This is a genomic window from Streptomyces sp. A012304 (assembly GCF_026008495.1).
In the GTDB taxonomy this organism is placed as follows: domain Bacteria; phylum Actinomycetota; class Actinomycetes; order Streptomycetales; family Streptomycetaceae; genus Streptomyces.
The window spans coordinates 155431-176794 of the sequence record NZ_BQUN01000057.1; the positions used below are offsets into that span (position 1 = coordinate 155431).

The 21364-nt window shown below is 70.4% G+C and carries 21 protein-coding genes; 15 read left to right on the forward strand and 6 right to left on the reverse strand.

Features of this window, described 5'->3' with window-relative positions; translation table 11 throughout:
• Nucleotides 1-314: 314 nt before the first annotated feature.
• A complete protein-coding gene (locus tag ALMP_RS12990; RefSeq protein WP_264927218.1) occupies nt 315-1352 on the reverse strand; it encodes an iron-siderophore ABC transporter substrate-binding protein in 1038 nt (345 codons plus the stop codon).
• 122 nt (nt 1353-1474) lie between these two features.
• On the reverse strand, nt 1475-2827 hold the full coding sequence (locus ALMP_RS12995; RefSeq protein ID WP_264927220.1) for a lysine N(6)-hydroxylase/L-ornithine N(5)-oxygenase family protein: 1353 nt from the start codon (nt 2825-2827) through the stop codon (nt 1475-1477).
• A gap of 263 nt (nt 2828-3090) precedes the next feature.
• Here ALMP_RS12995 and ALMP_RS13000 point away from each other — a divergent pair, with 263 nt between their 5' ends.
• On the forward strand, nt 3091-4038 hold the full coding sequence (locus ALMP_RS13000; protein ID WP_264927222.1) for a methionyl-tRNA formyltransferase: 948 nt from the start codon (nt 3091-3093) through the stop codon (nt 4036-4038).
• 252 nt (nt 4039-4290) lie between these two features.
• Here ALMP_RS13000 and ALMP_RS13005 read toward each other — a convergent pair whose 3' ends face one another.
• Together ALMP_RS13005 and ALMP_RS13010 are read right to left on the reverse strand one after the other, a co-directional pair.
• A complete protein-coding gene (locus ALMP_RS13005; RefSeq protein WP_264927223.1) occupies nt 4291-5073 on the reverse strand; it encodes an MIP/aquaporin family protein in 783 nt (260 codons plus the stop codon).
• A 40-nt stretch (nt 5074-5113) separates the two neighbouring features.
• Nucleotides 5114-5422 (reverse strand): helix-turn-helix transcriptional regulator, encoded by a 309-nt coding sequence (locus tag ALMP_RS13010; protein WP_264927224.1) that lies wholly within the window; start codon nt 5420-5422, stop codon nt 5114-5116.
• A gap of 91 nt (nt 5423-5513) precedes the next feature.
• Between ALMP_RS13010 and ALMP_RS13015 the strand changes: the two genes are divergently transcribed.
• From ALMP_RS13015 to ALMP_RS13075, 13 genes are all read left to right on the forward strand, one after another.
• Nucleotides 5514-5927: an arsenate reductase ArsC gene (locus tag ALMP_RS13015; RefSeq protein ID WP_264927226.1), complete on the forward strand. Its 414-nt coding sequence runs from the start codon at nt 5514-5516 to the stop codon at nt 5925-5927.
• A 345-nt stretch (nt 5928-6272) separates the two neighbouring features.
• Complete coding sequence (locus tag ALMP_RS13020) at nt 6273-6533, forward strand: hypothetical protein (RefSeq protein WP_264927228.1); 261 nt, start codon at nt 6273-6275, stop codon at nt 6531-6533.
• 103 nt (nt 6534-6636) lie between these two features.
• Nucleotides 6637-7293, forward strand: coding sequence for a DUF3105 domain-containing protein (locus ALMP_RS13025; RefSeq protein WP_264927230.1), 657 nt, complete (start codon nt 6637-6639; stop codon nt 7291-7293).
• An 11-nt stretch (nt 7294-7304) separates the two neighbouring features.
• The gene (locus tag ALMP_RS13030) at nt 7305-7979 is read left to right on the forward strand and encodes a DUF305 domain-containing protein (RefSeq protein WP_264927232.1); all 675 of its coding nucleotides are present in this window, start codon (nt 7305-7307) and stop codon (nt 7977-7979) included.
• Nucleotides 7980-8175: 196 nt separating this feature from the next.
• Complete coding sequence (locus tag ALMP_RS13035; protein WP_264927234.1) at nt 8176-8850, forward strand: DsbA family protein; 675 nt, start codon at nt 8176-8178, stop codon at nt 8848-8850.
• Nucleotides 8847-9491, forward strand: a complete 645-nt coding sequence (locus ALMP_RS13040; RefSeq protein ID WP_264927236.1) for a vitamin K epoxide reductase family protein — start codon at nt 8847-8849, stop codon at nt 9489-9491. The genes ALMP_RS13035 and ALMP_RS13040 overlap by 4 nt, the downstream gene beginning before the upstream one ends.
• Nucleotides 9492-9632: 141 nt before the next feature.
• Entirely contained in the window at nt 9633-10325 is a 693-nt protein-coding gene (locus tag ALMP_RS13045) for an SCO family protein (RefSeq protein WP_264927238.1), read from the forward strand.
• Between the two features lie 109 nt (nt 10326-10434).
• A complete protein-coding gene (locus tag ALMP_RS13050; protein ID WP_264927240.1) occupies nt 10435-10809 on the forward strand; it encodes a metalloregulator ArsR/SmtB family transcription factor in 375 nt (124 codons plus the stop codon).
• A 24-nt stretch (nt 10810-10833) separates the two neighbouring features.
• Complete coding sequence (locus ALMP_RS13055; RefSeq protein ID WP_309299467.1) at nt 10834-13143, forward strand: cation-translocating P-type ATPase; 2310 nt, start codon at nt 10834-10836, stop codon at nt 13141-13143.
• A 178-nt stretch (nt 13144-13321) separates the two neighbouring features.
• On the forward strand, nt 13322-13477 hold the full coding sequence (locus ALMP_RS13060; RefSeq protein WP_264927242.1) for a hypothetical protein: 156 nt from the start codon (nt 13322-13324) through the stop codon (nt 13475-13477).
• A gap of 2 nt (nt 13478-13479) precedes the next feature.
• Nucleotides 13480-16056, forward strand: coding sequence for a cation-translocating P-type ATPase (locus ALMP_RS13065; protein WP_264927244.1), 2577 nt, complete (start codon nt 13480-13482; stop codon nt 16054-16056).
• A 278-nt stretch (nt 16057-16334) separates the two neighbouring features.
• Nucleotides 16335-17264, forward strand: coding sequence for a DUF5134 domain-containing protein (locus tag ALMP_RS13070; RefSeq protein ID WP_264927246.1), 930 nt, complete (start codon nt 16335-16337; stop codon nt 17262-17264).
• Between the two features lie 11 nt (nt 17265-17275).
• Nucleotides 17276-17527 (forward strand): hypothetical protein, encoded by a 252-nt coding sequence (locus ALMP_RS13075; protein ID WP_264927247.1) that lies wholly within the window; start codon nt 17276-17278, stop codon nt 17525-17527.
• A gap of 186 nt (nt 17528-17713) precedes the next feature.
• Here the strand turns inward: ALMP_RS13075 and ALMP_RS13080 are convergent, their stop codons facing one another.
• On the reverse strand, nt 17714-19009 hold the full coding sequence (locus ALMP_RS13080; protein ID WP_264927249.1) for an MFS transporter: 1296 nt from the start codon (nt 19007-19009) through the stop codon (nt 17714-17716).
• Nucleotides 19006-20175, reverse strand: a complete 1170-nt coding sequence (locus tag ALMP_RS13085; RefSeq protein WP_264927251.1) for a PLP-dependent cysteine synthase family protein — start codon at nt 20173-20175, stop codon at nt 19006-19008. The genes ALMP_RS13080 and ALMP_RS13085 overlap by 4 nt, the downstream gene beginning before the upstream one ends.
• 223 nt (nt 20176-20398) lie before the next feature.
• Between ALMP_RS13085 and ALMP_RS13090 the strand changes: the two genes are divergently transcribed.
• On the forward strand, nt 20399-20638 hold the full coding sequence (locus ALMP_RS13090) for a hypothetical protein (RefSeq protein ID WP_264927252.1): 240 nt from the start codon (nt 20399-20401) through the stop codon (nt 20636-20638).
• Nucleotides 20639-21364: the final 726 nt, after the last annotated feature.

Below are 21364 nucleotides of genomic sequence, written 5' to 3' on the forward strand. Positions count from 1 at the left end.
CCGCGTCTTGGCGGTGAGCGGCGGCAGGATCTCGTCCATGGCGTACGGGATCGACAGCACCGTGTCGCAGGAGAACGCGGGCTCCGGTGTCCGCTTCCCGTGGAGCGGCTCGGCCTGGAAGCGGGCGTCGGCCTCGGTGCTGGAGGTGAGCCGGTCGAAGTCGAGGACGTCGAGGCGCTCGGCGGAGCGTTCGGCGACGTTCCAGCCGGGCTGGGCGGGTCCGTCGGCCTTGGTCCGGCGTCGTGCAGGTGCGCCCGCCCAGTGGTGTCGGCCACCGGACGGGCGCGGGTGTGGGGGCGTCCGGGCTGGGGGCCTTACTTGATGGCCTCGAGCATCGGAACGACCTGGTCGATCGCGTACGGGATGGACAGCACGGTGTTGAAGGAGAGCGCTGCGCCGATGTCCGGGCTGTCGTACGGCAGGAACACGTCCCGCTTCTCCTGGTTGACCTTGGTCTTCTTGTACAGCGGGTCCGCCTTCAGGGCCTTCTCCGTGTCCGGCGTGCCCAGCCACACCGTGCGGTCGGCCTCCATGACGTCGAAGCGCTCGAAGCTGAGGTCCGCGATGTTCTCCTTGCCGAGGGCGGCGCGGTACTTCTCGGACGTGGTGAAGCCCATCTCCGTCAGGAAGATGACCTTCGGGTCCTTCGGGGAGAACGCGGAGAACTTGCCCGGCTCGTAAGGCTCGCCGACGGCGACGGTCTTGCCCTTCCACTCCGGGTGCTTGTCGCGGACGGCCTTGAAGCGGGCGTCGATGTCCGAGATCAGCTTGTCGGTCTCGGCGCTCTTGCCCAGCGCCTTGCCGATCTGCCTGGTCATGTCCTGCCAGGGTGCCTGGTAGTCCTCATGGCCCTTGGGCTGGGCGACGACCTTGGCGATCTTGGACAGGGTCTCGTACTGCTCCTTCTTCATTCCGGAGTACTGCGCGATGATCAGGTCCGGCTTGAGAGCGGCGATCTTCTCGACGTTGTACTCGTCGCGCTCACCGACGATCTGGGGCGGGGTCGACCCCCACTTGTCCTTCGCCCACGGCCACTTGCCGTACGGCTGCTCCTTGAACCAGTCCACCGCGCCCACCGGCTTCACGCCCAGGGCGAGGACCGCGTCCTGGTCGGACAGGCCCAGCGTGACGACCTTCTTCGGCTCCGACTCGATCGTCGTGCTGCCGTACTTGTGCTCCACGGTCACCGGGAAGGCGGCCGACTTGCCGCTCGCCTCACCTGAGGGCTTGGACTCGGCCTTCTCGGAACCGCCCCCACAGGCGGACAGAGCGAGCGCGGCAACGACGGCGACGGCGACCCGGGGGACGTATCTGATGAACCGCCCCAGAGCGGGACGTGACGCAGGGGACACAGGTGTTCCTTTCACGGGATTTCACAGTGCGCGCCCGGGCCACCGGGTACGGCGGCGATGCGGGCAGTGGGGGCTGGAGGGCGCAGGGCCTCCGGGCCGGGAGCCACCCGGCCCGGAGACTTCTAGCGGACGGAGCCGACGCCGTCGGCGATCGGCTGTGCCGCTTCGGGCGCAGCCTTGAGGTTCCGGTCGAGGATCGAGTCCAGGATCTCGCCGACCCGTATCGCGGTGTTGGACAGCAGGGAGGAGGTGATGCCGTGGGTGTGCTCGGTGCCGCCCTGGAGGTAGATGCCGCAGCGCAGCTCGGCGTCGGTGGCCACGCGGTAGTCGCGCTCGACGCGGACGCGGCCCTGCTCGTCGCGGTGACAGCGGTCCGCGACCTCGCCGAGCAGGCCGAGGCCGTCCGCCTGCTGGTATCCGGTGGCGCACACGACGACGTCGGCGTCCAGCTGGGTCTCCTCGCCGGTGACCAGGGACCTGACGGTGGCGCGGACTCCGTCGGTCGTCTGCTCGATGTCCGTGAGGCGCGAGACGTTCAGGAAGCGCAGGCGCTCGGTGCCGAGCACCTTCTCCTGATACGCCTGCCGGTACAGGTCGTCGATGAGGTCGATGTCCACCACGGAGTAGTTGGTGTTGCCGTGGTAGTCCATCAGCCGGCGCTTGACGTCCTCCGGCGCGGAGAAGTACTCGTCGACCGCCTGCGGGTCGAAGATGCGGTTGGCGAAACTGCTGTCGTCCGCCGGGCTGTAGCCGTAGCGGGAGAAGACGGCGCAGACCTCGGCCTGGGGGAAACGGCGGTGCAGGTAGGCGACGTTCTCGGCCGCGCTCTGGCCGGCGCCGACGACGACGAAGCGGGAGGGGTTGGCGCCTTCCAGGCCGTCCACCTTCGCCAGCAGGTCGGAGTTGTGCCAGATGCGGTCGGTCCGCTCGACGCCTTCCGGCATGAGCGGGCGCAGCCCGGTGCCGATGACGAGGTTGCGGGCACGGTGGACGACCACCTCGTCACCGGACCGGGCTGTCACGTCGAGGTACTCCACCACGCCGTCGCGCACGACGGGCTCCACGGCGACGACCTCGTGGCCGTACGAGACCATGTCGTCGACCTTCGCTGCGGCCCACTCGAAGTAGTCGTGGAACTCGACGCGCAGCGGGAAGAAGTTCTTGTGGTTGACGAAGTCGATCAGACGGCCCTTGCTCTGCAGGTAGCGCAGGAAGGTGTACTCGCTGCTCGGGTTCCGGAGGGTCACCAGGTCCTTGAGGAAGGACACTTGCATCGTCGCGTCGTCGATGAGCATGCCGCGGTGCCAACCGAAGCTGGGCTGCTGCTCGAAGAAGTGAGCGGTGACCGCCTCCTGCCTTCCGACGCGCGCGTTGTGCTCGCTCAGCGCGATCGCCATGGCCACGTTGGACGGCCCGAAGCCGATACCGATCAGGTCGTGGATCAGTGGTGCGTCGCCAGGAAGAGCCTGTGACATGTCACTCCCATTCGTGCGGGACAGCCGCCTGCCAGGCGTCCGGTCAGGCGTGGGGAAACGAGGAGTCCAGGCACACCGGTGACCGGCAGCCGAGTGGAACTTAGGTAAAGCTAACCTGATCCAGCCAGGCTGTCGACCAGACAAAACAGACAACCGCCCTATCCATCCATCGAACAGACCCGAAAGCAAGGGTGATTGCGACCCTTAGGTAAGCCTTGCTTTACTTGTCCTCGCTCATTCGCTCTCCTGAGGAGGAACCCCCGATGCGGGTCGTCATGTTCGGCTATCAGACCTGGGGCCATCGCACCCTGAAGGCGCTCCTGGACTCCGAGCACGACGTGGTGATGGTCGTGACCCACCCCAAGAGCGAGCACGCCTACGAGAAGATCTGGAGCGACTCGGTCGCCGAACTGGCCGAGGAACACGGGGTCCCGGTCGTCATCCGCAACCGGCCCGACGACGAGGAGCTGTTCCAGCAACTCAAGGAGGCCGACCCGGACATCATCGTGGCCAACAACTGGCGGACCTGGATCCCGCCGCGGATCTACGGCCTCCCCCGCCACGGCACCCTGAACGTCCACGACTCGCTGCTGCCCAAGTACGCCGGTTTCTCTCCGCTGATCTGGGCCCTCATCAACGGTGAGACCGAAGTCGGCGTCACGGCCCACATGATGGACGAGGTGCTCGACGCCGGCGACATCGTGGACCAGCGGGCGGTCGCGGTGGAGCCCACCGACACGGCCACCGACCTCTTCCACAAGACCGTCGACCTCATCGCCCCCGTCACGATCGGCGCACTGGCCCGAATCGCCGCCGGTGAGACCGAGTTCACCAAGCAGGACCGCTCCCAGGCGACCTTCTTCCACAAGCGGTCCGAGGAGGACATCCGGATCAACTGGGACTGGCCTGCCGAGGTCCTGGAGCGTCTGGTCCGCGCACAGTCCGCGCCCTACCCGGCCGCGTTCACGTTCCACAAGGGCAAGCGCCTGGAGATCCTGGCCGCCGTCGTGTCGGAGGGCCGCTACGGCGGCACCCCCGGCCGCATCTTCTACCGTGAGGGCGACGGCGTGGTCATCGTCGCCGGCGCCGACGCCCGGACCGGCCGCAACCACGGTCTGGCCATCACGCGCGTACGCACGGAGGACGGCCGCGAGCTGCCCGCGACCGACTACTTCACTTCCATGGGCGGATACCTCGTCAGCCGTCCCTGACGACCGGGGCCGCACAGCGCCCTTGAGCTCCGGCGCCCCCAGACGGTCCTGGGGGCGCCGTGACGCATGCTCTTCGCGGGCGCGGGCTTGAGCCGGTGATGGTGAAGGCGTCGGAGCAGGCGGCCGGACCGTGGCCGCGCTCCTACGACAGCCTCACCCTGCCGACGCCGGTCGACGCCCAGGCGGCGCAGGCGATATCCGGCGGCGAGCCCTGCCTGGCCGCCGCCGATCACCACCACCTGGGTTGCCCCGTCACGCGGTCGGCTGCTTCTCGGCCGTCCGGCCCGGCAGGAAGATGAGTGCCACCAGAGCCAGGCCGACCACCGCGCCGATGAGCTGCATGCCGATGAAGCCGGCGACCGAGCCGGGTGCGATGCCCGCGAAGGTGTCGCTGAAGGCCCGGCCGATGGTCACCGCCGGGTTGGCGAAGGACGTCGACGAGGTGAACCAGTACGCGGCGCCGATGTAGGAGGCGACGGCGACGGGTGCGAAGCGCAGGCGGTCGGTGCGGGCCAGGCCGAAGATCAGCAGGATCAGGCCCGCTGTGGCGACCACCTCGCCCAGCAGAAGGTGTCCCGCCGACCGGTCGTGCGTGGACCACTCCACCAGCGGCCGGCCGAACATGGCATCCGCCAGGACCGCGCCGCCGATCGCCCCCACGATCTGCGCCGGGACATACACGGCGGCCTCACGGATCGTCACCCCAGCGCCGCCCCGCCGGGCGGTCCACCACTCGGCCAGCGTGACGGCCGGGTTGAAATGCGCGCCGGAGACCGGGCCGAGCAGGAGGATCAGGACCCCGAGTCCGAAGACCGTAGCCAGGGAGTTGGCCAGCAGCTGGACGCCGACGTCCTTCGTGAGCTCCGTGGCCTGGATGCCGGAGCCGACCACGACCGCGACCAGGGCCGCGGTGCCGACGAGTTCGGCGGCGGCCCGGGCGGCGAGCGGTGTACGCGGCGGGGTCGCCCCCGGCGCGGGCTGGGCCCCGGCGGCGGATGGGGTGGACTCCGCGGCGGTCTCGTGCGTGGCGGTCAACGAAAGACTCCTTGCTGCAGCCGCCTGGGGCGGCGAGGGATCAGGGGCAGGACCGCTTGTTGTCGGCGGCGGTACGAGCGGACTCGGCCAGGTCGGCGAACTGTCCGGCGAGCTGGGCGACGACGTCCGGGCGCAGCCTGTAGTACGTGTACCGGCCGCACGGCTCCGTCTCGACGACCCCGGCCTCGCGCAGCACTCTCAGGTGGTTGGAGAGGTTGGTCTGCCGGGCACCGGTCTCCTCCACGAGGTGGGTGGTGCACAGCATCTCTTTGGCGAGCAGGGTCACGATCTGGAGCCTGAGCGGGTCGGCCAGCACCCGGATCAGGTCAGTGTCGACTGACGTCATCATGGACTGATACTCTCACATCAGTGGTAGCTGATACCACCGAGTGCTGATGCGTGCCCTGCCCGCCTTTGTTGCGAGACAAGTGAGACCCCTGATGTCCGACAAGCCCTCCGTGCTCTTCGTCTGTGTCCACAACGCCGGCCGTTCCCAGATGGCCGCAGCGTGGCTGAGCCACCTGGCCGGGGACCGCGTCGAGGTCCGCTCAGCGGGCTCGGCCCCGGCCGACCAGGTCAACCCGGCCGCCGTCGAGGCAATGAAGGAAGTCGGGATCGACATCTCCGCCGAGACCCCGAAGATCCTCACCGTCGACGCGGTCAGGGAATCCGACATCTCCATCACCATGGGCTGCGGCGACACCTGCCCGGTCTTCCCCGGCAAGCGCTACCTCGACTGGAAGCTGGACGACCCGGCGGGTCAGGGTGTCGAGGCCGTGCGCCCGATCCGGGACGAGATCAAGAAGCTGGTCGAGGGCCTGATCGAGGAGATCGCTCCGGAGAAGTCGGCATGAGCTCGACCTCACCCTCGACGAGATGGGCCGCAGCCTCCACGAGCCCCTGACCATCCCCGACCACCTCGTCATCCGCACCTTCGTCCACCCCGCACCCGACGCGGCAGACGGCGATGACCGCTGAGCGTCCGGGCTCAGCGGACAGCTCGCCCCAGGGACCCCCTAATATCAACAGTGATGGGGAGCCGGACACGAGACACGGCCCGCGAAACGCGCTGGAGCACGCGGATCGCGGCGCTCTGCCCTGCCCTCGCCGTGCTGCTCGCCGCGCTTGTGATCTGCCTGGGATTCGTGAGCCATGGCCAGAGCACCCCAGCCGCGGACTCCCCCACCACCGTGTCCCCCATGGCGGTCCTGACGGGCGCCCCGGCCGAACACCACCCGGCGACAGCCACGCACACGTCCGACTGCCAGCCCGGCGACGCGTGTTGCCGGGCCGACGGCGTACAAGCCGTACTCGCCGCTCCTCCTGCCCCGCCGCTGCCGGCGATCCTGCCCCGCACGCCGGAGATCCCCCGGCAGCCGGACACCGCCCGGCTCGCTGCCGAGCCCGCGCCCGTCTGTCACGCTCCCGACCTCCACGTCCTCCAGGTGCAACGGACCTAGACGTACGCCGGACCGCCATGCGCACACGCGCGTACGGCCGGCTGCATACGTCCATCCACCCCTGCACCGCCGCCGTACCGGCGGGGACGAGGAACACGGAGTCATGAGCAGAACCAGCAAGAAGGCGGCCGCCCAGACACGGCGAGCCAAGATAGAGCAGGCGCGCCGCGCCGAGAGAGCCCGCGAGCGCCGCAACCGCGTCATCACCATCACGCTCAGCGCGGTCATCGTCGCCGGACTGATCGGCTGGGGCGGTTACGCCATCAACAGCGCCAACGAGAAGGACGAACAGCAGGCCGCCGAGGCGAAGAAGCCCGTTCGCGGCGAGAAGACGTGGGACAAGAAGAAGCTCACCCAGAACCACGTCAAGGGCACTGTCGCATACCCGATGAACCCACCCGTCGGCGGCGACCACAACCAGGCATGGATGACCTGCGACGGCACCGTCTACACCAAGCCCATCGCCAAGGAGAACGCCGTGCACTCCCTGGAACACGGCGCGGTCTGGGTGACGTACAACGACAAGGCCGCCGACGCCGACATCAAGACGCTGAGCGACAAGGTCTCCAAGACGCCCTACACCCTGATGAGCCCCGTCAAGGACCAGTCCGGCGCCATCATGCTGTCGGCCTGGGGGCGCCAGCTCACTGTGGACAAGGCGTCGGACCCCAGGGTCGAGCAGTTCTTCACCAAGTACGTCCAGGGCGCACAGACTCCTGAGCCGGGCGCCGCCTGCACCGGGGGCCTGACCGCAGCATGAGGAGTACGACCATGACGGCACCGGACGCGACGGATTCCGACGACGTGCCCGCCCGCAAGCCGTCCCGCGCCCCCTGGGCGGTCGCCGCCGCGGCGGTCTCGGTCGCCCTCGGCCTGCTGCTCTGGCTCGTGGCCGCTCCCGGCGACGACGACTCGTCCGACGCGCCCACCGCCGCCTCCGCCGACGCGGGCTTCGCCCGTGACATGGCCGTGCACCACCAACAGGCCGTGGAGATGTCCTACATCGTCCGCGACCGCACCGACGACGAGGACGTACGCCGCCTCGCGTACGACATCGCGCAGACTCAGGCCAACCAGCGTGGCATGCTGCTCGGCTGGCTCGACCTGTGGAGCCTGCCGAAGACGTCCGCCGACGGCTACATGGCCTGGATGGAGGGCGACGGCCACATGGGGCACGAGACGAAGGACGGCTCCCTCATGCCCGGCATGGCCACCCCCACCGAGATCGGCCGGCTCGGCAAGGCCGGCGGCAAGGCGGCCGAGATCCTTTATCTCCAGCTGATGACCGACCACCACATGGGCGGCGTCACCATGGCCCGCGCCTGCGCGAAGCAGTGCGAGGTGCCGCAGGAACGACTGCTGGCCCAGGGCATGGTGCAGGGCCAGCAGTCGGAGATGGAGCTCATGGCCGACATGCTCAAGGAGCGCGGTTCCGCGCCCCGCTGACGCACTCCCGCCACAGGGCCAAGGACGCCGACTCCTTCGCCCTGACAGAAAGAGCTGCTGGTGCGCGACCCCCACCATCCCTCATATCAATGACCGTAAGTATGTCGATGCGTCGCCAGGATGCTGCCGCGGCGGCACTGGTGGCGGGTGCGGCGTACGTGCGCTCTTGTCCCTGCCACCCCATCACTCAAGGCCCATGACGAAGAATCTGAAGATCTCACTGGCGCTGGTCGCCGTTGTCCTGGCTGTCGTCGCCGCGCTGCTGGCGGCCAACCGCACGCCGGACGCCACGTCGGACGCACCGGCCGACGCCGGCGCGGATGCCGAGGCCGCCCCCGCGGACGTGCTCGTGCGCAAGGACAGCCACCGGCTGTCGACCGCGAAGGACGGCAAGGTCACGGTCGTGGAGTTCCTGGACCTGGAGTGCGAGTCGTGCCGCGCGGCATTCCCGCACGTGGAGCGGCTGCGCGAGGAGTACGAGGGCCGGGTGACGTTCGTCATGCGCTACTTCCCGATCCCCAGCCACAAGAACGCCGAGCCGGCCGCGCGTGCGGTGGAGGCCGCCGCCGCGCAGGGCAAGCTGGAGGCGATGTACCGGAAGATGTACGAGACCCAGGAGAGCTGGGGCGACCAGCAGGTCTCGCACGAGAAGACCTTCCGCGGCTTCGCGAAGGAGCTGGGGCTGGACATGAAGAAGTTCGAGACGGACTGGAAGGACCCAGCCACCGCCGAGCGGGTGGAGAAGGACCGCCAGGACGGCCTCGCGCTGGGTGTCCAGGGCACGCCGACGTTCTTCGTGAACGGCAAGCGCCCGCAGATCCAGTCGCTGGACGACTTCAGGGCGGCCATCGAGGCGGAGCTGGCCAAGTGACCGTCACCGCGGGGCCCACCCCCTCCCGAACGGGGGGCACCCAGGGCGCCGTAGCGGTCGGGCAGCGGATGCTGGCCTTGGTGCTCGCCGTCGGCGGCGCGGTCGGCTTCCTGGCCGCCTTCACCCTGACGGTGGAGAAGATCGCCCTGCTGAAGGACCCTTCCCACAGCCCGTCGTGCAGCATCAACCCGGTGCTCAGCTGCGGGTCGGTGATGACCACGGCGCAGGCGGAGGTGTTCGGGTTCCCCAACCGGCTGCTGGGGATCGCCGGCTTCGCGGTGGTGACCGCGGTCGGTGTGGTCCTGCTGACCGGCGCCGTGCTGCCGCGCTGGTTCTGGTGGGGGCTCGAGGCCGGAGTGATGTTCGGCGTCGTCTTCGTGCACTGGCTGATCTTCCAGAGCCTGTACCGGATCGACGCCCTGTGCCCGTACTGCATGGTCGTATGGACGGTGACGATCCCCGTCTTCTGGTACACCACGGTGCACACGCTCAGCCGCGGACACCTGCCCGTGCCGGACCGCGTGCGCCGTGCGGCGGCATCGGTGGCCGGCTACCACGGCGTGGTTCTCACCTGCTGGTACCTGGTCATCGCCGTGCTGATCCTTCAGCGGTTCTGGCTGTACTGGACCACCCTCGTCTGACTGCATACGTCTGACCCCCGTCATTGTCGAAGGCCCCCCATGACCTCCCGATCCTTTGTCGCCGGTACGGCACGGACACCGTCGGCATCCGAACCCTTCCGCTCCCTACTGTCCACGTACTCTGACGATCGGATCCTGTCGATGACGATGACCCGGACTCCGCGCCGTTCCCGGCCCGCCGTGGCCGCCGCCCTCGCCCTCACCGCCTCGCTGGCGTTGACCGCCTGCGGCTCCTCCGAGCCCGCCTCCTCGGACAACGGGGCCGTGGTCTCGCAGGAGGGAGACCGTTCCCTGTACAAGGGCACCGAGGTCGACACCGCCTTCGCCAAGCCGGACCTGGTGCTCACCGACACCGAGGGCAAGCCGTTCGACCTGCGCAAGCAGACCGCGGGCCGGGCCGTCCTGCTGTTCTTCGGCTACACCAACTGCCCCGACGTGTGCCCCACCACCCTCGGCGACCTCGCCCTGGCCCTGCGCGAGCAGCCCAAGGACGTCCGCGACAGGACCGACGTCGTGTTCGTCTCCACCGACCCGGAGCGCGACACATCCCAGGTGCTCAAGAAGTGGCTGGCCTCCTTCGACAAGGACTTCATCGGCCTGCGAGGCGATCTGAAGCAGGTGAAGAAGGCCGCTCTCTCGCTCGGCATCGAGGTCGAGGAACCCGAGGTGCACCACGACGGCAGCGTCCACTCCTCCCACGGCGCACAGGTGCCGGCGTTCCTGCCCACCGACGACAAGGCCCATGTGCTGTACACCAGCAACACGCCGATGAAGTCCTTCGCGCACGACCTGCCGCTTCTGGCCAAGGGCAGGCTGAGCACGACGGCACGGTGACCACCGTCCCGGCCTGGGGCTCGACTCCGGGTGGTGTCCGGGGCCATGTCGGCGCAGGGGTCCTCGGGCCCCCTTCCTCAGACATATCAATGAGCGTTAGGATATTGATGTGACCGAGGAACGTGTCGACTCCTGCGACCTGCTCTGCCTTGATCTTCCCCACGCCGAGAAGATCCGCGGGCGGCTGCCGTCGCTCGACTTGCTGGAACCCGCCGCGTCGGCGGCCAAGGGGATGGCCGACCCGACGCGGCTGAAGGTGGCGGCGGCGCTGGCCGCCGGTGACGAGCTGTGCGTGTGCGACCTGGCGTGGATCGTCGGGCAGGCGCAGAACCTCGTCTCCCACCACGTACGGCAGCTGCGCAACGCGGGGCTGGCCACCTCCCGCCGGGACGGGCGGCTGGTGATGTACGCGCTCACCGAGCGGGGCCGGGCGCTGATGGGCGTGCTCCTCGGCGACGACGCCGATGCCGCCATAGAGATCTAGGACGAACGAGGGAAGGGGATCTCGATGGGTGCCGAGTGCTGCGCGCCGGCCGAGGCGAACTCCACCGCCGCAACCGAGGAACACGAGCAGGGGCCCCAGCGGCTGTGGCACGTACGTGAGCTGCGGTTCGCCGTAGTGGCGGGCGTGCTGCTGGCGGCCGCGTGGCCGACCGGCCGCGCCGGCGCCGGGACGCCGCAGACGATGCTGGAGCTGGCCGCGGTCGCGGTCGGCGCCGCCACCTTCGTCCCGGCGGCGGTCCGCAACCTGTTCAGGCACCGGCACGTGGGTGTCGGCACGCTGATGACCATCGCCGCGGTCGGCGCGGTGGCGCTCGGCCAGTTCTTCGAAGCCGCCATGCTCGGCGTGCTCTTCTCCATCGCCGAAGGGCTCGAGCACTACGCGGTCGTCCGCACCCGCCAGGGCCTGCGCGCGCTGCTCGACCTGGTCCCCGACACCGCCTCCGTCCTCCGCGACGGCCACGAGGTGCACCTCGCCCCCGACGAGCTGGCGCTGGGCGATGTGATGCTGCTGCGGCCCGGGCAGCGGGCCGCCACCGACGGCGTCATCCGTTCCGGGCGCACCAGCCTGGACCTGTCCGCCATCACCGGTGAGTCCATGCCCGTCGAGGCCACGGCCGGTGAGCCGGTGTACGCCGGCGCGATCAACGGCGGCGGCGCGATCGAGGTCGAGGTCACCGCCCTGGCCAAGGACAGCTCCCTGGCCCGCATCGTGCACATCGTCGAAGAGGCGCAGGAACGCAAGGGCTCCGGCCAGCGTCTGGCCGACCGGCTCGCAAGGCCCCTGGTGCCGGGCATAGTGATCCTCTCCGCCCTGATCGCCGGACTCGGTGCGCTCTTCGGCGATCCGCTGCTGTGGCTGGAGCGCGCCCTGGTGGTGCTGGTGGCGGCGTCGCCCTGCGCGCTGGCCATCGCCGTGCCACTCACGGTCGTCGCCGCCGTCGGCGCGGCCAGCCGCACCGGCGCCCTGGTCAAGGGCGGCCTCGCCCTCGAACAACTCGGCACCGTACGCACCGTGGCGCTGGACAAGACCGGCACCCTGACCCGCAACGAACCGCGCGTCATCGGCACCCTCACCGCGGGCGGCGCGACCGAAGCACAGGTGCTACGGCTGGCCGCCGCCCTGGAGGCACGCAGCGAACACCCCCTCGCCGCCGCGATCATCGCCGCCGCCGACCAGGCGCCCGAGGCCGCCGAGGTCACAGCGGTCGTCGGGCACGGACTGCGCGGCGACGTCAACGGGGCACCGGTACGGCTCGGCCGCCCCGGCTTCATCGAACCCGCCGACCTCGCGGCAGCGGTCGAGCGCCTGCAGGACGAGGGCGCGACCGTCGTCCTAGTCGAACGCGACGACATCCTGCTCGGCGCCATCGCCGTACGCGACGAACTGCGCCCGGAAGCCGTCGAAACCGTACGCGAACTGCGCCGCCTGGGCGTCAGGGTGGCCATGCTCACCGGCGACAACGCCCGCACCGCCCAGGCCCTCGCCACCGCCGCGGGGATCGAGGACGTCCGCGCCGACCTGCGCCCCGAGGACAAGGCCCGGATCGTCACCGAGCTGCGCTCCCGCGGCGGCCGGGGCTCGGTGGCCATGGTCGGCGACGGCATCAACGACGCCCCCGCCCTGGCCACCGCCGACGTCGGCATAGCCATGGGCGCCATGGGCACCGACGTCGCGATCGAGACCGCGGACGCCGCGCTGATGGGCGAGGACCTGCGCCACCTGCCCCAACTGCTGCGCCACGCCCGCCGCTCGCGCACCCTCATGCTGCAGAACATCGGCATGTCCCTGGCCATCATCACCGTCCTGATCCCGCTGGCCGCCCTCGGCGTCCTGGGCCTGGCCACCGTCGTGTTCATCCATGAACTCGCCGAGGTCCTGGTCATCGCCAACGCGATCCGCGCCGCCAAGGCCACCCCGCTGCCGGGCACCACCGCCCTCGCCCCGACCGCGCGCCGGGCCGCAGCCGCCCGACCCGCACCGCAGCGGGCCACGGCGGCCACGACGAGTGGCGGCTTCGGCCAGACCGACGACGGCTGCTCGCCCCAGCCCGCCACGCCCGCGACCGCCCCGCCCGAGCGCCCGCGTCCGGTCATCACTCCCCGCACCGCACCAGCGGCCGGGGACGGCCGGAAAGCACCGGCCGCCGCGGATGCCGCCGGCGGCTGTTGCCCCGGCTGCGCAGCGGACCAGCCGAAGCGCGTCAAGCAGGGGGCCGTGGTCACACCCGTCCCGACCCGGAGCCACCCGCTGAAGACCCTGCCGCTCGCCCACAGCTCCGGCCACGACGGCGACGGGTGCTGCGCCGGACACTGAACAGGAGCACTCCCTGCCGATGGGCCGCTGGGCCTGAAGGCCGCCGGACACCACCCATGCGGTGTCCGGCGGTTCGTCGTGCCACAGAAGTCGGGAGTGGCGATGCGGCCGTATCGCGAACAGAGTGCGAAGCCGTCGTGGTGTTGCTGCCGGCCCTCATCGCGCGCACCGTCGAACTATGGGTGACCCGACCCGAAGGGCCACTGATGAACGCCTCCCACCCCTGACCGTCACCGGCGTCCAGGCGGCCCGGATCCTGACCGCCCTCGCCGGTTCACCGCGCATCCCTCGCCCTTGGGAGGGCGCCTCGGCCCGCCCCGCGAAGGAGAAGTGACCGTGCACGACCATCACGCGGAACACCGGCGCCATGAAGGTCACACCAGCCCCTCAGAGCCCCGGTACACCCACACTCTCAAGGAACGCAGTACCGCGGTGCTGGACGTACGGGGCCTGAACTGGGCCTCCCAGCAGAGCACCGTCACCGCCGTCCTGGGCCGACGGCCCGGCGTGCTCGATGTCGAGGCCAACCCGGTGGCGCAGACCGCGACGGTGGTCTTCGACCCGAGGCGCACGTCCCTGGCGGAGCTGCGCGACTGGGTACAGGAGTGCGGCCTGCACTGCGCGGGCCAGTCCGTCCCGGCCCACGTCTGCGACCCGATGGCCGAGCCCGATCCACCCGCCCCGACCGCAACGGCACCGAGCGCACCGCCACCGGGCGCGCACGCGGACCACGCGACCACGCAGCCCGGGAAGACAACCCCGCCCCACGTCCACGAACCGGCCGCGCCCCACGCCGCCGGCGAGCACGAGGAAGCGGCGCCCTCGCCCCACGAGGTGATGGGACACGGCGGGCACGGCGCCATGTCGATGGCGGCGATGGTGGCCGACATGCGCAACCGCTTCCTGGTCGCGGCGCTCTTCTCGATCCCCATCGTGATCTGGTCACCGATCGGCGAGGACGTCTTCGACCTGGACGTGCCCGTCCCGTTCGGGCTGCGGGAGGACGTGTGGGCGCTGTTGCTGAGCCTTCCGGTGATCTTCTACTCGTGCACGATCTTCTTCGACGGCGCACTACGGGCCCTGCGGGCCCGCACCCTGGACATGATGGTGCTGGTCGCGGTCGCCGTGGGCTCCGGCTGGCTGTACTCCCTGATCGTCACCCTCACCGGCGGCGGCGACGTCTTCTACGAGGCGGCCACCGTGCTGGCCTCCTTCGTCCTGCTCGGCCACTGGTTCGAGATGCGCGCCCGCGGCGGCGCCAACGACGCCATCCGCGCCCTGCTCGACCTGGCCCCGCCCAAGGCGCTCGTGCTGCGCGACGGCGAACCGGTCGAGGTGCCCACCGCCGAGGTGGCCGTCGGCGACCTGCTGCTGGTCCGCCCCGGTGCGAAGATCGCCGTCGACGGCGTCGTCGAGGAGGGCAGCAGCGAGGTCGACGAGTCGATGGTCACCGGCGAGAGCCTGCCCGTGCACAAGGAGCCCGGTGCGCAGGTCGTGGGTGCCACCATCAACGCCAACGGCACGCTGCGCGTACGTGCGACGAAGGTCGGCACGGACACCGCCCTGGCCCAGATCGTCAAGCTGGTCCAGCAGGCCCAGAACTCCAAGGCCCCGGGACAGCGGCTCGCGGACCGGGCGGCGTTCTGGCTGGTCTTCGTCGCGCTGATCGGCGGGGCCGCGACGCTGGCCGTCTGGCTGCTGGCCACCGACCGCTCCCTCGGTGCCGCCATGCTGTTCGCCATCACGGTCGTGGTCATCACCTGCCCGGACGCGCTCGGACTGGCCACTCCCACCGCGATCATGGTCGGCACCGGCCTGGGCGCCAAGCGCGGCGTGCTGTTCAAGAACGCCATGGGGCTGGAGACCTCCGCCCGCATCCGGACCGTCGTCATGGACAAGACCGGCACCCTGACCAAGGGCGAGCCGGAAGTCACCGACGTGGTCATCGCTCGCGCCTTCCACGAAGACGAGCTGCTGCGGCTGGTCGGGGCGGTGGAGCGGGAGTCCGAACACCCCCTCGCCGCAGCCGTCGTACGCCATGCGGAGGCGACACTGCGCGTGACGGAACGCGCGCAGGGGTTCGAGAACGTCCCCGGACACGGTGCCGTCGCCACCGTGTCCGGGCACCGGGTCGTGGTCGGCAACCGCCGCCTGGCCGAACGCGAGAACGTCGACCTGACGGAGCTCGCGGCGAAGCGGGACGAGTTGGCGGCCACCGGCCGTACGGTCGTGATCGCCGCCGTCGACGGGCGAGCCGCCGGCCTGATCGGCATCGCCGACGCCCCCCGGGAGACCTCCGCCACCGCGGTGGCGGAACTGCATGCCCTCGGCGTCGAAGTCGTCATGCTCACCGGCGACAACCAGGCCACCGCCGAGCGGATCGCCGAGCAGCTGGGCATCGACACCGTGATCGCCGAAGTCCTGCCGGGCGACAAGGCCGCCAAGGTCGCCGAACTCCAGGCCACCGGCCGCACGGTCGCCATGGTCGGCGACGGCGTCAACGACGCCCCCGCACTGGCCCAGGCCGACCTCGGCATCGCCATCGGCGCGGGCACCGACGTCGCCATCGAGACCGCCGACCTCGTCCTGATGCGCTCCGACCCCCTGGACGTGCCCACCGCCCTGCGCATCGGCCGCGGCACCCTGCGCAAGATGCGCCAGAACCTGGGCTGGGCCATCGGCTACAACACGCTCGCCCTGCCCATCGCCGCCGGCGTCTTCGAACCCGCCTTCGGCCTGATCCTCCGGCCCGAGATCGCGGCCCTGTCCATGTCCGGCTCCAGCGTCATCGTGGCCGTGAACGCACTCGCACTGAAACGCCTGCGCCTGCCCGCCGCTCCTCCCGGCCCCGCTCCCGCCCCGTCGGCACCGGCCGCCGTCAGCGCCGACGAGCCCATCCGCCGAGCCGCCTGACCCTCGCGGCGGCGTTCGCCGGCCCTCCCCCGCCGACCCCAACTCCCTCGAGAGCGCTTGGGTTCAGCCGCAGACGGCGGCTATGGGGCTGCGTAGTGCGGCGAAAGATCACACCGCTCGACTACATGCCGTTCTACGCGACCGGCCGCCCCTGAACCCGGACCGGAACCGGGCGGCGGGTGCTCGCATACCTGCCTTCCCTCCAGTCCCTGAACGCCCGCGGTCACCGCCACGTACTAAGGGCATCAGTAGTGATCAGCCCGATGCGGAGGGCAGCAATGGGAAGCCCGGCCCTTACCTGGTCACTGGTGGCGGTCTCCGGGCTCGTCGCCATGGTGAGCCTGGCCCGGCTGGCGGCGGCCGACAGCGGAGAAGTCCGGTTCGCCGCCGGAGGCGACCTGGTCATGGCCGGGGGCATGGCCGCCATGTTCCTGCCCGCCACGTCGGCGTCCTTCGGGGACCACGGCGTCGCGTGGGTGACGGCGTTCGCCGCCGTCGGTCTCGGCGGAATCGTGCTGTCCGTACACCACACGCTGCGACACGGCTGGCGCCGCGGTCGGCACTGGGCACACCACATCATCGGCAGCGCCGCCATGGTGATCATGACGCTCGCCATGCCCGGCAGCACCTCCGGTCCCGTGCTCGCCCTGGGCACGTCCGGGCACGGTCACGGTCACGGTCATGGAGCAGCAGGCACGGAAGGTGCCTCGGAGGCGGCAGACCCGGCCGGAATGGCGGGGATGGACCACTCCATGACGGGGATGGCGGGCCACGGCCATTCGGGGACGGCCGGTCACGACATGGCCTCCGCCGGCACCCATGCGGCGGCGTCCTCCGGCTCCGCATCAGTCTGGCGTCTGGTCCTGGTCGGACTCGCCGTGTACTTCGTGCTCTCGATCGTCGCGTCCCTGTGGACGCGCTTGCGGAGCGCCGACCGGTCCGCCGCGGCAGCGGGCCGGCGCAGTGGCCGGTCCCGCTGGACGCACCACCTTCTGGCCCTGCCCGACGCGATGGTGGTGTTCATCGCGTCGCTGGCCATCTCCGTATGGGACAGGGCCCGGCCGAGGAACGAAAAGCACCGCTCCCACGCTGCCGCGGGCGGCCGACGCCGTCGACGCGCGCCGGGCACCTCACCCGGTGCGGCACTGCTGGCCCACATCGGCATGGGCAGCACGATGTCGGCGATGCTGGTCATGATGGCCGCCTGAGCCTCGACAGGGTGGACTACAGGCCGATCTGCTCCGTCGGACTCCTGGCCGTCTCGTCGCTGACGAGCGTCCTGAAGAACACCGGGGACGAGGAGAGCACGGGGCAGGAGTCAGGTCACGGCCACGCCGAGGAGAGTACGGAGCAGGAGTCGGGGGACGGCCGCGCCGAGAAGAGCGGGACGACGCCACCCCCGTCCTCTCCGAGTACGGACAGCGGGGGCGAGGGAGAGGCCGGACACGCAGACGACGGCCACGCGCACTGAGTCCCTGCGCTCCGAGCGACGGGCATGACGGCCGGGAGCCGGCAGGCGGTCAGCCATCTGTCGGCTCCCGGCGGACCGGCCGCGGCCGGCACCGGTCACTGCGGGTGCGGGCCGTCCGTCGTCAAGGCAGGGCCCAGCGGGGCGGGCACCGTTCGGTGCCCGCCCCTGGACCTGAGGCCCGGTTGGTCAGACCGTGGCGGGCTGCGGCTCGGGGGCGGGAGCCTTCAGGCGACCGGTGCTGTGCAGGCCGTACAGCGCTGCGGCGCAGGCGAGGCCGAGCACGGTCAGAGAGATCCACGGCAGTGCGGGCGTTCCGGCGGCGCGGGCCGCGTCGAGTGCGGCGCCGGTGAGGAGGTTGCCGAGGGTGATCCCGATGCCGCAAATCGTGTTGTAGAGCCCGTAGTGGGTAGCGACGAGCCGGTCGCCGGAGAGGCGGACGATGGTGTCCATCTCGAACGGGTACGCGATCATCGTGCCGATGGCCAGCAGCAGCGCGGCGAGCGTCGGCGGCACCGCGGCGAGCAGCCACAGCCCCACGCCGGTTCCGGGTACGGGCACGGCGGCCGCGAGCAGCAGGGGCACGAACGCCAGACCCATCAGCGCCAGACCCCGCACGAGTGCCTCGCCGGGCTCGTAGCGGGCCTTGCACCAGGCGGTCACACGTGTCTGACCGAGGATGGTGCTCAGCCCGGAGACCGCGAAGAGCACCGCCACCGCTGCCGTGCCGAACTCACCGTCGCCGCCGAGCCGTCGCACTTCCAGCGGCAGGGACAGATAGACCTGGAAGGTCAGGACGTACGAACCGATCATGGCAGCGGAGAAGAGCAGGAACGGCCGGTTGGCGAGGATGCCCCGCCACTGCGCGAGCACACTCGCACGGTCGCCGCCACGCTCCTGACCCGCGTCCTTGCGCCTGGCCGGAAGGGCCCGGATCTGCACGACGGACAGCAGCGCAAATATCCCGGCCGCCACCAGGCAGGTGACGCGGAAGTCCACCCCGGTCAGCACCATCCCCACCAGCGGGCCGAACAGAATCCCGGCTTGGTAGAAGACGTTGAACAGCGCGAACGCCTCCACCCGGCGCTCCCCCGCGTCCGCGGCGAGATAGGCGCGTACGGCCGGGTTGAACAGCGCGCCGGCCAGTCCTGTCGCCGCCGAGGCGGCGAGCAGGGCCGGCAGCGAGTCCACCAGGCCGAGCGTGGCGAAGCCGACGGTGCGCAGGACGCACCCGGCCACGATCAACGGCTTGTAGCCGAGCCGGTCGGCGAGCGTGCCGCCGACCAGGAACATGCCCTGCTGGCTGAAGTTGCGCACGCCCAGCACGAGCCCGACGATCCAGCCGGCCAGTCCCAGGGTGCCGGAGAGGTGCGCGGCCAGATAGGGCATCAGCATGTAGAAGCCGAGATTGATGGTGAACTGATTCACCATCAACAACTGGACACTGCCCTCGTACGAACGCACCTGCGTGTACAGCCCCTTCACCGGTCCTCCTTCCCCGCGTCGGACTCGGTGCCCGCGACGTCCCCGGGGTCCCCGAGACCCTCGGCTGCCTCCTTCGGCGTGTCCTGGAGAGTGAGGGGATCGACCACGGTGGTGCACCGTGTCCAGCAGGAGACCTCCTTCTCGTCCAGGCGGCCGATCAGCTCCGGCTCCGGAGCTGGAGGTGAGTCCAGCAAGCCGTGGGCGGCGCAGTAGTCGTCGTCGTACACCGTCCCCAGGTAGCGCTGCGGGCCGTCGGGGAAGATCGCCACGACGCGGGCATCGGCGGGCATCGTCCGGGCCAGCCAGCCAGCCACCAGGGCGACCGCCCCCACGCTCCATCCTCCGGTGGCGTAGTGCGATGAGGCGAGTTGGCGGCAGGTCCACACCGCCTCGTGCGGGGCCACCCAGTGCACCTCGGAGAAGTTCTCGTACGCGACGTTGCGGGGATAGATGCTGGAGCCGAGGCCGCGCATCAGGCGGGGCCGGGCGGGCTGGCCGAAGATCGTCGAACCCGTGGTGTCCACGCCGACGACCGACAGCTCGGGGTACAGCTGGCGCAGCACCCGGGAGACGCCCGCGGAGTGGCCGCCGGTGCCGACGCTGCACACGAGTACGTCGATGTGCCCCATCTCGGAGGCGAGTTCGAGGGCCAGTGGGGTGTAGGCGGCGACGTTGTCGGGGTTGTTGTACTGGTCCGGGCACCAGGACTCCGGGTGCCGCTCCAGCAGTCGCTGCACGCGCTCACGGCGGGCCTGCTGCCAGCCGCCCGTCGGATGGGGCTCGGAAACGACGTTGACCTGGGCGCCGTACGCGGTCAGCAGCCGGGTCATGGACAACTCCAGCCCCGGGTCGGTGACCAGGGTGACGGGGTGGCCGTACACCATGCCGGCCAGCGCCAGTCCCAGGCCCAGGGTGCCGCTGGTGGACTCGATGATCCGTCCGCCGGGCCGCAGATCGCCGCGGGCCCGGGCCCGCTCGACCATGTGGAGACCCGGACGGTCCTTGATGCCGCCCGGGTTGAAGCCCTCGAGTTTGGCCCAGAAGCCGCGCCCGGCAGGGGCCAGCGGCTCTGAGACCCGCAGCAGGGGCGTGTTCCCGACCAGACCCGACAGCGCGGACTGACCGGAGGGATAGGCGGTGTTCTGCGAAGACGTCAGTGACTGCATGTTGTCGCTCTCGCTCGATGAATACACGGGGCGGGATTCATCACGCGCGCACCACGGCGACCGGCGCGGATCGCCGATCTGTGCTCAGTACCGTCTGGCGCGCGGCAGCCTGCGATGCCGGCTGCGGGCGAGAGATCTAGATGCGCAACCGGGCCGTACGGGTGAGTTGCGTCCGGCCGTTGCTCGGTGGGCGCCGCCTGCGCGCCCCACGAAGAGCCAAGGGGTGTCCGAGGGCCAGGGCCCCCGCGACAAGTGGCGTCGGGCCATCCGCGCCCGGGGATGGCTGCTCCGGTGCCTCGGCCGCCGTACGAACGACCGCTTCGTGCACGCACTCCTCAGCACCGTGCGGCGGATGTGGAGCGTGCGGCCCGTGCTGATGTGCCTCGCCCAGCGTCACCTCCGACGCCACGGCCGCGGGGAGCGTGGGCTGGTGCGGCTCCTCGTCGGTTCCGTGCCCGTGTAAGACGGCGCACAGGACGACCGTCACCAGCAGGACACCCCGGATCAGGGAGCCGAGCCGACGCGGCCATGGTGAGCCGGCCGAGATACGCCGTGCGTACAACGGCATCGGGAAATGTGACGGCACAGGTCCTCCGTGCGGCTGTCACCTTCCCGGTCGTACCGGGAGGGCAGCATGCATGGGTGGGGGTAGGACGGCGTGAAGTGAATGCGACCTGGATTCCCAATGGACAGAACCCGGATCTCGCCGCGCAGGTCAGGCGAACCAGTGAAAACCGGAAGGCCGGATGGAGGAATCCTGCTCTCTAGACCTGCTGCACCACGGATGTTCTCAGGGCCGCGAATGACGAGCCACCAGAGAAACCGAATCCGGGCTTGCCTCGCTCGGCAGGGCCATGCCCTGAGGTGGCGGATTCGCGAACGGATGCAGCAAAGCAGGGCCAGGCGACGGTCGAACCGTGTGGCGGCTGCCCAGATGCACACTGCTGACCTGGATGTGACGGCCCGTGACCGTCGTGGCGGTCATCCGCTGCCGCCATCCGGTGCGGGGACTGCTCCTCCGCGCCCTCGCGGGCCTGCGTGTCCGGCAGCACCCCGAAGACAGTCGCGCTGGTCACCATGTGACCCTGGACACTCCCGGCATGCACGCCGTGCGTGATCACGACACCGAAGAGCAGCACGGCCAAGGCCAGCACACGCATCAACGACCCCGGAACCATGGCGGTCCAGG

Coding starts and splice junctions, on each gene's coding strand:
- ALMP_RS13060 (WP_264927242.1), top strand. CDS start 13,322: ATGGGTGACCCGACCCGAAGGGCCACTGATGAACGCCTCCCACCCCTG.
- ALMP_RS13020 (WP_264927228.1), top strand. CDS start 6,273: ATGGCGGTCCTGACGGGCGCCCCGGCCGAACACCACCCGGCGACAGCC.
- ALMP_RS13000 (WP_264927222.1), top strand. CDS start 3,091: ATGCGGGTCGTCATGTTCGGCTATCAGACCTGGGGCCATCGCACCCTG.
- ALMP_RS12995 (WP_264927220.1), bottom strand. CDS start 2,827: ATGTCACAGGCTCTTCCTGGCGACGCACCACTGATCCACGACCTGATC.
- ALMP_RS13025 (WP_264927230.1), top strand. CDS start 6,637: ATGAGCAGAACCAGCAAGAAGGCGGCCGCCCAGACACGGCGAGCCAAG.
- ALMP_RS13015 (WP_264927226.1), top strand. CDS start 5,514: ATGTCCGACAAGCCCTCCGTGCTCTTCGTCTGTGTCCACAACGCCGGC.
- ALMP_RS13030 (WP_264927232.1), top strand. CDS start 7,305: ATGACGGCACCGGACGCGACGGATTCCGACGACGTGCCCGCCCGCAAG.
- ALMP_RS13035 (WP_264927234.1), top strand. CDS start 8,176: ATGACGAAGAATCTGAAGATCTCACTGGCGCTGGTCGCCGTTGTCCTG.
- ALMP_RS13045 (WP_264927238.1), top strand. CDS start 9,633: ATGACGATGACCCGGACTCCGCGCCGTTCCCGGCCCGCCGTGGCCGCC.
- ALMP_RS13070 (WP_264927246.1), top strand. CDS start 16,335: ATGGGAAGCCCGGCCCTTACCTGGTCACTGGTGGCGGTCTCCGGGCTC.
- ALMP_RS13085 (WP_264927251.1), bottom strand. CDS start 20,175: ATGCAGTCACTGACGTCTTCGCAGAACACCGCCTATCCCTCCGGTCAG.
- ALMP_RS13010 (WP_264927224.1), bottom strand. CDS start 5,422: ATGATGACGTCAGTCGACACTGACCTGATCCGGGTGCTGGCCGACCCG.
- ALMP_RS13055 (WP_309299467.1), top strand. CDS start 10,834: ATGGGTGCCGAGTGCTGCGCGCCGGCCGAGGCGAACTCCACCGCCGCA.